We start from the raw sequence: 12283 nt of genomic DNA on the forward strand, positions 1-12283 counted from the left end.
CAGGCGTCCCCAGCACACTCATCGTGGGATTGCTGGGGACCCCGGCTTTCCGGCCAGCCACGTCACGGGCATTGGCGTCGCCCACACATGTCTTGCGAATCAGAACAATATGCCCGTCACCAGCTGGTACCAGGCAGAGAAACAGGAATGCGATGAAAATGCACCAATTCCAGTTGGTGTCCGGCCGAGAACGGCGGGTCGGCAAATGACCTTGCTGCTCTCAGCTGTAGAGACACTTCCGCCTCATTTGGACGAGTTGCGCGCGGATGTGCGCACTTTCCTCGACCGCGAAGTCGCGGAAGGGCGATTCACTCCCGAATCCGATGCATGGTTATCGGGAATCGACCCCGAATTCAGCCTGCGGCTGGCCGAGCGGGGTTGGGTCGGCATGACGATCCCAACGCAATACGGTGGCTCTGGCAGATCGGACCTTGAGCGTTTCGTCGTTACCGAGGAATTGCTCGCTGCAGGCGCTCCCGTTGCGGCTCACTGGATCGCTGACCGGCAAATGGCACCCGGCATCCTCCGCAACGGGACGGAGGAACAGAAGCGCACTTACTTGCCCGGGATCGCCCGTGGTGAACGCTACTTTGGGATCGGCATGAGCGAACCCGACGCGGGCTCGGACCTGGCGGCGATTCGTACCAGCGCTATCAAGACTACTGACGGGTGGCGGATCAGTGGAACCAAGCTGTGGACCAGCGGCGCTCACATCGCGACCAACATGGTGCTCTTAGCCCGGACAGATGCTTCCGACGACCGACACGGCGGGTTCTCGCAGTTTCTGGTCGATCTTCCCCACCCGCAAATCGATATCAAACCAATCATCACCATCGATGGCGGTCACCATTTCAACGAGGTAGTCTTCGACGACGCACTCGTACCCGCCTCCGCCCTGCTCGGCCAGCGCGGTGACGGCTGGCGCCAGGTCACCCAGGAGCTGGCCAACGAGCGATCCGGACCCGAACGCATCCTCTCCACCCTTCCACTCCTGCGGGCCTGGGCCCGAACGGACGCCGTCCAGACCGACGCGGCGGTACGTTCCGCCCTGGGACGGCTCATCAGCCGCATGACTGTCCTGCGCCAACTGTCCATATCGGTAGCACAGGAATTGGCAGCGGGTCGAAACCCGGCCGTCGAGGCCGCCATGGTCAAGGACCTCGGCACCGTCTTCGAGGGCGATGTGGTCGAGACCATTCGCGCCCATGCAGGGATCGAACCGGATCCTCATGGCGATGAATTTTCCGTACTGCTCGCGAAGTCGATCTTGCACACGCCGGGTTTCACCCTGCGCGGCGGCACGAACGAGGTCCTCAGGTCCATTGTTGCAAAGGCGGTGCTGTAATGTCGGAACATTTCGACGCGATCAACGATTCGGTACGAGCTGCCCTGGCTGTATCGGCGTCACCCACGTTCGTGGATGTGCCGTTCGACGACCGGGCCTGGGCAGAACTCGACGAGTCCGGTTTCACCACTCTTGCCTTACCCGGCGAGCTCGGTGGCTCGGACGGCGACCTTCGTGATGCTGCGGTCGCTTGCCGGGCCGCGGCTCTAGCCGCGATTCCACTCGCAGAGGCCAATTTCCTCGCTGTGCCGGCCCTTGCTGCCGCTGGTGTCGCCTGGCCCGGAGGTGTGGTGACCGCAGCCCCCGGCCCGGAAATCCGACTGGCGGGAATGGGAGACGAGCTTGTGTTGACCGGGCGGGTGGCCCGTGTCCCTTGGCTCCGCAATGCCGACCATGTGGTCCTGCTGCTCACGGGCGGTTCGAGGCCACGGGTGGCTGTGGTCAAGACGACAGTGGACGGTTTCGCGGTCTTGCCTGGGACCAACGTCGCCGGTGAACCCCGCGATGAGGCTGTGCTCACAGGCGTTCGTCCGCTGGTTGTCGGCGACCTACCTCCCGAGTGGGACGACTCTCGCGTTGCGCAGTACGGGGCCGCCGCACGGGCGACGCAGATCGCGGCTGCAGCATCGGAAGCTCTGGCACTCGCCACACAGTACGTCTCAGAACGAGTGCAATTCGGACGTCCATTGATTAAGTTCCAGACCGTACAGCATCAGCTCGCCCGATTAGCGTCCGACGTGGTGACGCTGCAGTCTGCAGCCGACGCCGCCGTGATTGCCTTGCGTGATGGTAGCCCGACGCCCCTGCTGGTCGCTGCGGCGAAGATCGAGGCGTCGGTCCTCGTTAGCCGCATTGCCGCTGTGGCCCACCAGCTGCACGGGGCCATCGGAGTCACCACCGAGCACCGCCTCGGTGCATGTACCACCCGGATGTGGTCATGGCGGGAGGAATTTGGCAACGAGCTGGTTTGGCAACATACCGTGGCCGATCTGGCGGCAACTAGGGGTGACGACGTATGGGCCTTGCTGACAGGGCTGACCCTCGACATCCGAGCGGAGGCACACACGTGAGCCCGGACCGATCTTCCGCCTGGCCCGATGACGAGAGCACTGAGGGTATTCTCAAAGGCCTAAAGGTCCTCGACCTCAGCCGGGTGCTTGCCGGACCGTATTGTGCCCAAATGATGGCCGATCACGGCGCCTCGGTTCTGAAGGTAGAGTCTCCTGCGGGTGATGAGACACGCCAATGGGGAACGTTGTCGGACGATGGCACTACTAGCAGCTACTACTACGGACTCAACCGCAGCAAGCGGAACATTGAACTCGATCTGACCACGCCGCTCGGCAAGGAAGCGCTTCGGCGGTTGCTCGACGAAGCGGACGTCGTGGTGGAGAACTTCAAGATCGGCACAATGGCCCGCTGGGGATTCGACTACACTCATGACCTGGCGCCCCGCAGGCCGGAGCTAGTGTACTGCCGGATCAGCGGATTCGGTGCTGACGGCGTCATGGGGGAAATGCCCGGCTACGACGCGGTGCTACAAGCCCACGGCGGACTGATGAGCGTCAACGGCTACGCGGACCGTGGGCCCCTCCGGGTCGGCGTGCCGATCGTCGACATCGTCGCGGCGAATCTCGCCTTTAGCGGCATCCTCCTTGCACTGCAGGACCGCCACCGGACCGGACTGGGCCAGTTCGTCGACATCTCCTTGCTCGACTCGGTGGTGTCCCTGCTGGTCCCGCATTCGGCCAACTGGGCCATGACCGGAAAGACGCCCCGACGCACGGGAGGTGCGCACCCCGCCGTCGCACCTTACCAGACGTTCGATACGCCGGCGGGGGAGTTCTTCATCGGCACCGGAAACAACCGCCAGTTCCGTTCACTGATGACGGTACTGGGTCGTCCCGAACTCGCAGACGATGAGAAATTCGCGACAAACTCGGACCGCATCGCGCACATCGATGAGCTTGCCGCCATCATCACGGACCTGGTCCGGGCACGAGACCTTGACGTCCTGGCCCGCGAACTCAGCAAGGTTGGGGTCCCGTCCAGTGCTGTCAAGACGGTGGAAGAGGCGCTTACCGATGCCCAAGTGGTGCATCGGGAGCTGTTCATCGACGACGGCGACTATCGCGGTGTCGGTGTCCCCATCAAGCTGAGCAGGTCGAAGACGAGGAAGCCGATTCCGCCAGCGGCTAAAGGCACCGACACCGAAGCAGTTCTTCGAAGCCTCGGACTGCTTGATCCCGTAGGGAATGATCAAAGTGCAGCACACACGGCTTCGGTGACGGAAAACTGGGCGGACAGGGGCGATGAACGTGTCGCCACGCTGATCTGACGAACCAGCCAGTGCGCCGCACGAGTCCATCGACAGCTGTGACACCAAGGGCCGGTTCACTGGCCCGTTGTCGCAATTCGCGGTGGGGCTGGCGGAGGAACTCGCGCGGCTTGGCTACACGACGACGTTAGCGGTGGGTGTGCTGCAGCTGGCAGCGCATCTGTCGCGGTGGCTGTATCCCGAGGACATAGAGCTGGGTGACGTCAGTGGCTCGGTCATCCAACGGTTCCTGGCCGCCCGCCGCGTCGCCTACACCGGCCACTATTCGTTGGAGGCATTGGAGGGCCTCGTGCTCGGCTACCTGCGCCGTGAGGGGCTGGAGTTCGTGGGACCGGTACCGATGCCGTCATCACCGATCGAGACGATGTTGGTCCGATATCGCCGGTATCTGATCGACATCGCGGGGTGAGCTCCCCGGTCGCTGACGCCTACTCGCATTGGGCCACCCCGTTCTTCCAGCACGTCTCCGTCACAGAGACTACTGCCGCGGGGCTTGCAAGCGTTAGCGCCTTTGACGTCACCGAGTTTCTGGCCACGCATCTGCCCTCGATGACGCGGAAGGCGGCGCAGATGACCGCGTGCGCGCTGCGGTCATTCCTTCGCTTCCTGCACTATCAGCGGATCCTCCAGATCGCGCTGGCTGACGCTGTCCCGGCTGTCACGCACCGCAGACTGTCGGTCCGCCTCAGCCGTTGAACCAGGAGCAGGTCTTCGTGTTGCTGGACTCCTGTGATTCGTCGACCGCGGTGGCACGACGCGATTTGCGGGTGACCGTGCTGCATCGGGTGGTCTGCGTTGCGGGGAGCTTTCGGGGCTGCGACTGGACGACGTGGACTGGCAGGCCGGCGTCCGGACCATTCACGGCAAGGGGGACCGGACCGACCAGCTGCCGTAGGGAGGGGCTGAGTGCATCGTCGCGCGGGCAGCGCAGCGCCCAGGGCTGGGGCACGATCCACTCAGATCAGCCGGTTAGGCCGGCCGAAATGCGGAATGCCATGAAGACGGACGCGGCGCCGGCCGTGGCCCACGGCCACCACACGACTTCACACCACCGCCCCTGGAGCAGGAAGCAAAGTGTCGACTTACGGACTCATAGGCTCGCGGCCGAGTGGATTCGAGGCTGGTTGGGTGGAAGTCCAGGGTTTCGGCGGTCCAGGGTCCGGCGTGCTGTTCGTGCGTAGTCTGGAAGTTACATGAGTACGGATGTGACACAGTGACAGGCTTGCGTGGGTTCGTTAGGGGCTCGGCGTTGGATATGCGGAGTTGACCGCGGATCGGCGGCCAGCGGGCAGACCGACATGGCGTGCCCATGCTCCAGGTATGCGGAACATCAAGATCGGTCTCGTTGGTTGCGCCGCCATGGTTTACAGCATCTACCACCGGCTGCATCTGTTCTTGCCCCATAAGTACGTTGCACAGCCCGGTAAATCTGTCGTCTCAGCGTTGCCATGTATGGGGCTTGAGGACCAATGCTCGGGAAAGTCACGCTAAGCCGATCTTCAGTGGTAACGATGGTAGCCCTGGGTTGCGAACACTCGATCCTTGCTACGCGGAGGTTTTCTATGGGTCATCGCGGGATCTGGCACCCGGGGGCAGACAAGCGTAGCGTTGAACAGGCGGCGTCCGTCAGCTGGATTGAGGAGTCCGCTGGACGCGGCCCTGTGTCGTTTCCGTTGAAGGAGTCTCAGGATGGCTGGATGGAATGCCGACACGGCGGCCGGGCCGTTAGGGGCCGGGACGGTCACTTTGGTGGAGGGATCCTCCTTCTGTATTTCCTTGCCGAACGGGGATATCCATCCCGAGTATCCGCACGGGGTTTTCCATGAGGACACGCGCACCCTGTCCCGCTGGAGCCTGGCTATTAACGGCCACGCGCTGGAGCCGCTGGCAGCGGAGACGAAGGAGCCGTACCGGGCGCTGTTTGTCGGGCGCGTGCCCCGATCAGACGGGCACGCGGACAGCCCGCTGATTGTGGAGCGGCTGCGAGAAGTGGGGGCCGGGATAGTGGAGGAGATCACGGTCCGGAACTACTCCTTGGTCGCCGCTGAATGCGTGATCTCCCTCAGCGTCGAATCGGATTTCGCGGACCTCTTCGAGGTGAAGGAGGCGCGAATCCAGCAGCGCTGGGAAGAGACCCGCCAGCCCGACGGCAATTCGCTGGCCATCCTGGCCATCCTTGCCGTCTGGCAGGACGCGCGGAAGGGCGTCATCGTGAAGGCAGACGGCGCAGACGTCGCAGCGGACACCTTGACGTACCGGCCGGTCATCCCGCCGCACGGTCAGTGGAGCACCGTCCTTAGCGTGGTGCCCACCGTGGACGGAGAGGCTCGCGGGGCGCCGTTCGCCCATCCGGCGCCGGGCGAAATGTCTCCGCGCGACCGGCGACGCCAGGAGTGGGTGGCGAAGATTCCTAAGCTGCAGATGGGCAACCGCTCCATCGAACGGACCCTGCGGCGCAGCTACGACGATTTGGGCGCGCTGCGCATCGAGGATCCGAACCATCCGGACCGGGTGGTGGTGGCCGCCGGGGCGCCTTGGTTTATGACCTTGTTCGGCAGGGACTCGCTGTGGGCTTCCGTCATGGCGTTGCCGGTGGATCCGTCCCTGGCCCTGGGCACCCTGCAGACGCTGGCCGACCGTCAGGGAACCGTGGTGGATCCGATGACCGAGGAAGAGCCGGGCAAGATCCTCCACGAGGTCAGGCTCGATGTCTCCAGCGGGCTGGCACTTGGCGGCAAGTCCGCCTATTACGGCAGCGTCGACGCGACGCCGCTGTTCGTGGCCCTGTTCGGGGAGGTCAGCCGCTGGGGCTTTGCCCCGGAGACCATCGCCGCCCTGCTGCCCCATGCAGACCGCCCTCTGAAGTGGATCCGGGACTACGGGGACAAGGACGGCGACGGATTCGTCGAGTACGAGCGCCTCAACGACCGGGGCCTGGTCAACCAAGGCTGGAAGGACTCCTGGGACGGAATCAACTTCGCGGACGGCAGCCTGGCCGAGCCGCCCATCGCCTTATGCGAGGTGCAGGCCTACGTCTACGGCGCGTATCTGGGCCGCTCGTGGATGGCGAGCGATGTCGGTGACGCGGCCTTGGCGGCCGAGTTCCGGGACCGTGCAGCACAGTTGAAAAGACGGTTCAACGACCAATTCTGGATGCCAGACCGCGGCTACTACGCCATCGCACTGGATGGCAAGAAGAGGCAGGTCGACGCCTGCGCGTCCAATATGGGCCATTGCCTGTGGAACGGCCTCATCGATGAGGACAAGGCGCCGCTCGTGGCTGAACGCCTGATGTCTCCGGAAATGTTCAGCGGCTGGGGAGTGCGCACCCTGGCCAGCGACATGGGAGCCTACAATCCCGCCAGCTACCACAATGGGTCCGTGTGGCCCCATGACAATGCGATCATCCAGGCAGGACTCCTCCGCTACGGCTTCGTGCAGGAGGCGCAGCGGCTCTCCACGGCACTGCTGGAAGCGGCCGAGTACTCGGACGGACGGCTGCCCGAGCTGTTCTGCGGCTTCCGCCGGGACCGCTTCGCCGCGCCCGTACCCTACCCGACGGCGTGCTCTCCGCAGGCATGGGCCGCCACAACACCGATCCAGCTGATCAAGAGCCTGATGGGCTACTATGCGGACGTTGCCCGCGGGGGGCTCTGGATGGATCCCGTGCTCCCGGAATCCTACGGCGACCTGCACATCACCAACGCGCCCATGGCCGGCGGCCGGATCACCATCGACATTTCCGGCTCCACCGCATCCATCCAGGGACTGCCCGAACGGATGGTGTTTCACCACGGGATCCGGCCATGGGCGGCGGACCTGGTGGAGCGGGGGCACCTTCCGCCGACGCGCTGACTGGCCCAAGTTACGTCTGTCGGAGAGGGACTGTGGAAATAAAGGTGCATCCGGCTCGACACGCCGGGCGGTGAGGAATCCGAGATCGCCGCAACACTTGAGGCTGTGCCGCGTACCAAACCATAGGAAAACTGATTCTCCGGCCGTGCCAGTCGGTAACCCGGCGCATGGCGCAGCGCAAGGTAGTCAGCCCATTCCTCACGCAGAAGCCGGCTCACGACACACCCCCGGCCGGGTCGACGGGCCGGGCGGGCCAGTTATCCCCGTAGAACGCCCGGTCATAGGCCCGCTCCAGGACTTCGAAGAGTTGCGCGAACACGCCGTTCATTTGGTAGGTGTACGACAGGGTCGCCGCTGGCGGACCCCGCATTGATCAGATGCAGTGCGATCGGGGCGGGTAACGGCTCATCGATGGGGTTGTTGACAAAGTGCATCACCTCAAGAGCGCATATCCGGAGCGAGCGGTCGGAACCCCAAAAATGAATTGGGTAAGCCCAACAATTCGCACCGGCAAGGCAGGCACAAAGGGGACGCTTCAGAAACGGAAAAAAATACTACGCCAACCCTTGGCCAGTGGTGGTAATGGCCTGAACTTGCCTGTGCGGACCCCGGCCGCCCGCATAGGACCAGCGCGTTGATCGGCAGATGTCAACTGCCTGGAGAATGCGGACACCTCACCTGACTCATCGGTTACGGTCGGCCCACGTGGGAGACGTCTGTTATCCCGGCTGATGGCGTACTCCTTCGCCGAACGCGCGGCACGGGGCTGCTTCCCCGCCTTGCATCAGCGGCGGACCTTCCTGTTCAGACGAGGGAGCTTGCGTCCAGCGGTGCGCGGGCGTCGGACGGGGCCGGAACGCCGGTGAGGGCTTCCTCGTAGAGCCGAAGGTGTTCGGAGACCATTCGTTTGGCGCTGAAGCGAGTTGCGGCCACGCCGGCATCCGTTGCGGTCCAGGGTCCCGCCTCGTTGAGGGCTGCCGCGAGTTCGCCGATTCCGCCGCGCAGGAACCCGGTTGCGCTGTCGTCGATGATTTCCAGGCGGAGCCCCGGGGTGTCGCGATCACCGGGGTGCCGGCGGCCAGGGACTCGATCATGACCATGCCGAAGGGCTCGGGCCACTGAATGGGATTCAGAAGGGCCGCCGCGCCTCCGAGCAGCGCGTACTTGTCCGCTGTGTTCATTTTGCCCAGATACTCCGCGTCCGGCCCGAGCAGCGGCTTGATGACGGTGCGGAAATACTCGTGCTCGTCCCTGTTGTGCATTTTCGCCGCGATCCGCAGCGGCATCCGGGCAAGCGGTGCGGCCCCGATGCCCAGGGGCAGGCCCTAGCCGGGGTGCATCCGGCCCAGATGCATACGTAGCCCCCTCGCCGCGTCCCACCGGAACCGCGCCGGTGGGCATGCCGTGGTGGATGACCCGGCTGATCCTGAGATCTGGGGCGGAGCGGGCCTGGTGGTGTGAGATGGCAATGAGCGAGGCTTCGGCAGTCATGGCGTGGTAGATCCCGCGCACGCAAGGTGCTTCCGGAGTAGGTGGTGCTCTTCTTGGATCTCCTCGCCGGGAATCACATCGCGGTCGACGAAAAATCCTTGACGCCAACTTGCAGCCCGACAGGTAGCGGGTAGAGCCGTCCCCGTGCGCGCTCCGAACTACGAATAAGTCAAGGTCTCTTTGACAAGGTGGATTAGTCGCTACCTATTCAAAGAAACCCTGACTTCCGTCTTCTGCGGCCATCCGTACTGCTCCAAACCCTGAAACGCGGCTGGACCGAACCATGCTTAGAGGCGAAGGGTCGGATTGCCTCATCACCGACCCTGACAGGGGCTGCCCGAGCTGCCGGTGTTGGGGCGGGCGTTCCGTGGAACACACTGACCGCCGCCTGGCAACTTTGACGGGCCTCCGCTCCGCTGAGCAGCAGCCTGCGACCCCAAGGCGGTACAAGTGCCCGTCGTTAGTTTGAGATGTTCGCCAGGAACTCTTTTATGGCCTCGTTCACGATCTTGGGATGCGTGAGGTTGGGACTGTGGCGTGCGCCATCGATCTTCACGAAGGTCTTCCGCCCGGGGAGGGCGCGGAACAGTTGTTCGGCATGGACCATGTTGATGGCTTCATCTGCAGTTCCGTGCACCTGCAGCACGGGACAGGTGATCTCGCCAAGGCGATCGAGGACGGAGTCGCGTTCCATTAGAGTGACGTTTGCGCGAGCAATTCGGCGCGGATCCATTGCCTCCCACCTCTTAATCCAGTGGGCCTCGAGCGCAGGGTCTCCGAGCATCTTGCCGGCAAGGGCAGGTCCGTTGACACCCGGTCCGTTGGCGATCCAGTCCTTGAAACGTTCGACACGCCCCACCTTGTGTTCATCAGGCATATCACGGGCCTCGGTGTTGAGCAATATCAGGCCGAGCACCCGCCCGGGGTGCGCGAGGGCGATTCGCTGGACGACGAAGCCGCCCTGCGACATGCCTACGAAAGCTGCGCTGCCGATACCGAGATGGTCGAGCAGTGCAATGGCATCGTCGGCGAGATTCCAAAAGGTGAACGTCTCGTCGGACTCCTGAGTCCGGCCATGGCATCTTTCGTCCAGCGTTATGCTGCGGAAAGTGGCTCCCAAGGCGGCTACCTGGAAGTCGAACATGGTCCCATCCATGAGGAAGCCGTGAAGGAACACCACAGGGATGCCATCACCTCCGGTGTCAGTGAACCAGAGTCGCTGTCCGTTTACTTCGACAAAAGGCATGTGCCGATCCTTTCTCGTTGACTACCCGTCATCGTTCCACTATGAAACACCAGTTACAAGTCAGCAGAAAACTGTTGACAGTTGAAAGATTGAGGTGCATGCTGGAGGAAATAGCTACAGTACAGATGCAGGAGAACGCCCACGATGAATGAGCAGAATGCCTCGATGTTCCAGAAGGCACAGGAGTGGCTCAAAGATTTTTCGTCCGCTCTGGAGCAGGGGAACGCACTCGACCTAACGGAACTCTTCTTCGAGGAGTCCTTCTGGCGTGACTTGGTAGCTTTCACGTGGGACGTGAAGCAGGTCCACGGGTTGAGCGCCATCAGCGAGGAACTCTCCCGGGCGGCGGTTGCCGTGCGCCCTCGTGACTTTGCCGTACATCCGGACCGCACGCCGCCGCGTGTGGTGCCCGAGACAGATTCCCGTCAGGCAGAGTTTTTCTTCCGCTTCGCCACGGACGCGGGGCATGGCGAGGGGTATGTGATCCTGCGGATGGACCAGCAAGCCCGCCACGGCATGCGCGCCTACATGTTGGGGACCAACCTGACTGACCTGGTAGGTCGGCCGGAGAAGGTTCCGGGAAGCCGGGAGCAGCTGTTCGGGTTCGAGCCCACGGAGCCTGGCCAGAACTGGGCCGAGTACGTCGAGAAGCGGTCCTCGTTTGATGACAGGGACCCGGAGGTACTGATCGTCGGGGGAGGCCAGGCGGGCCTCTCCGTCGGGGCCGAGCTGGAGCGGCTCGGAGTCGACTACCTGATCATCGACAAGGGCGAGCGACCCGGCGACAGCTGGCGTGAGCGTTACCACTCCCTCAGCCTGCACACGGCACTGTCGCGCAACAAGCTTCCCTACATGGACCTGTCTGCCAATTTCCCCCCGTATATCTCGAAGGACAAGTGGGCCAACTGGGTCGAGTCGTACGCGCGCACCATGGATCTGAACTACTGGTCCTCGACGGAGTTCCTTGAGGGTTCATTCGACGACGAGACAGCAAGCTGGGTAGCACAGGTCAGATTGGCCGATGGTGTCATCCGCACGATGCGGCCGAAGCACCTGGTCATGGCCAAGGGGATCGTCGGGCGCCCCAGGATCCCGGACCTCCCGGGTCTCAATGACTTCGCGGGCGAGATCGTCCACTCTTCGCAGTTCAAGCACGGGGAGGACTACCGGGGCAAGAACGTCATGGTGGTCGGCGTCGGGACGAGCGCTCATGACATTGCCCTGGACCTGTACAACCATGGTGCGACCACCAAGATGCTGCAGCGGGGTCCTGTCACCGTGGTAGACATCGCGGTGGCCAACAGGGCGTATGATTTCCACGTTCCTCGGATGACGGTCCCCGAGGCCGACCAGCGCACCGACGCGATGCTGGTCCTTCCGGTGTTCACGGAGAACATGAAGGCCTACACCCAAAAGGCGAATGAGTGGAGCGCTGAGCTGCATGCGGGGCTGAGGAAAGCCGGCATGAAGATCTCCGGAGCCGAGAACGAGACCGGGTGGCTGTACATGGTGTACAGCAGCCGCTCCGGCTACTACCTTGACCAGGGGTGCTCGCCGGTCATCATTGACGGTGGCATCAAGGTCCTGCACATGGAGCACGTCGACCGCTTCGTGCCCGAAGGTCTCCGTTTTATCGACGGTACCGTGCTGCCGCTGGACGCGCTCGTTATGGCGACCGGATTCCAGAACCTCCAGGTCGAAGTTGAAGCGATGGTGGGCTCAGAGATCGCAGAGCGGGTCGGCCCGGTGGGTGGATTTGGCGAGGATGGTGAGGTTCGCAACTTCTGTCGCCCCACTGCCCAGCAGCAGTTCTGGATCGTCTTCGGTGGCGTGATGGACTGCCGTAAGGGTGCAAAGCAGATGGCCTTCCAGATCAAGGCGCAGCTCGGCGGCCTGGTCCCGGCGCTGTCTCGGAGCTCCGACGGGAGGCTGGATCCGTGTCCGTATGACGCGATTGTCCAGGCCCGTGACGTGAGCTTGTTGGTGTAGGGCCTGCCACATGCGGCCG

The 12283-nt window shown here is 63.4% G+C and carries 9 protein-coding genes; 7 read left to right on the plus strand and 2 right to left on the minus strand.

Annotated elements, in window-relative coordinates; translation table 11 throughout:
- Positions 1-205 precede the first annotated feature (205 nt).
- The 6 genes from IAQ70_RS13895 to IAQ70_RS13920 all read left to right on the plus strand — a co-directional run bounded on the left by IAQ70_RS13895 (position 206) and on the right by IAQ70_RS13920 (position 7538).
- A complete protein-coding gene (locus IAQ70_RS13895; RefSeq protein WP_190989907.1) occupies positions 206-1345 on the plus strand; it encodes an acyl-CoA dehydrogenase family protein in 1140 nt (379 codons plus the stop codon).
- The gene (locus IAQ70_RS13900) at positions 1345-2415 is read left to right on the plus strand and encodes an acyl-CoA dehydrogenase (RefSeq protein ID WP_190989908.1); all 1071 of its coding nucleotides are present in this window, start codon (positions 1345-1347) and stop codon (positions 2413-2415) included. The genes IAQ70_RS13895 and IAQ70_RS13900 overlap by 1 nt, the downstream gene beginning before the upstream one ends.
- Positions 2412-3683 (plus strand): CaiB/BaiF CoA transferase family protein, encoded by a 1272-nt coding sequence (locus tag IAQ70_RS13905; RefSeq protein WP_317983663.1) that lies wholly within the window; start codon positions 2412-2414, stop codon positions 3681-3683. The genes IAQ70_RS13900 and IAQ70_RS13905 overlap by 4 nt, the downstream gene beginning before the upstream one ends.
- A 67-nt stretch (positions 3684-3750) precedes the next feature.
- A complete protein-coding gene (locus tag IAQ70_RS13910; RefSeq protein WP_190989910.1) occupies positions 3751-4092 on the plus strand; it encodes a hypothetical protein in 342 nt (113 codons plus the stop codon).
- The gene (locus IAQ70_RS13915) at positions 4089-4379 is read left to right on the plus strand and encodes a hypothetical protein (RefSeq protein WP_190989911.1); all 291 of its coding nucleotides are present in this window, start codon (positions 4089-4091) and stop codon (positions 4377-4379) included. The genes IAQ70_RS13910 and IAQ70_RS13915 overlap by 4 nt, the downstream gene beginning before the upstream one ends.
- A gap of 993 nt (positions 4380-5372) precedes the next feature.
- Positions 5373-7538: an amylo-alpha-1,6-glucosidase gene (locus IAQ70_RS13920; protein WP_190989912.1), complete on the plus strand. Its 2166-nt coding sequence runs from the start codon at positions 5373-5375 to the stop codon at positions 7536-7538.
- Positions 7539-8257: 719 nt separating this feature from the next.
- Here the strand turns inward: IAQ70_RS13920 and IAQ70_RS23355 are convergent.
- Positions 8258-8824, minus strand: coding sequence for a glycosyltransferase (locus tag IAQ70_RS23355; RefSeq protein ID WP_407682590.1), 567 nt, complete (start codon positions 8822-8824; stop codon positions 8258-8260).
- A gap of 665 nt (positions 8825-9489) precedes the next feature.
- Positions 9490-10275: an alpha/beta fold hydrolase gene (locus IAQ70_RS13930; protein WP_190989914.1), complete on the minus strand. Its 786-nt coding sequence runs from the start codon at positions 10273-10275 to the stop codon at positions 9490-9492.
- 144 nt (positions 10276-10419) lie between these two features.
- Between IAQ70_RS13930 and IAQ70_RS13935 the strand changes: the two genes are divergently transcribed.
- Positions 10420-12264, plus strand: a complete 1845-nt coding sequence (locus IAQ70_RS13935; protein ID WP_190989915.1) for a flavin-containing monooxygenase — start codon at positions 10420-10422, stop codon at positions 12262-12264.
- Positions 12265-12283: the final 19 nt, after the last annotated feature.

The sequence above is a fragment of the Pseudarthrobacter sulfonivorans genome, from assembly GCF_014712225.1.
Lineage (GTDB): Bacteria > Actinomycetota > Actinomycetes > Actinomycetales > Micrococcaceae > Arthrobacter > Arthrobacter sulfonivorans.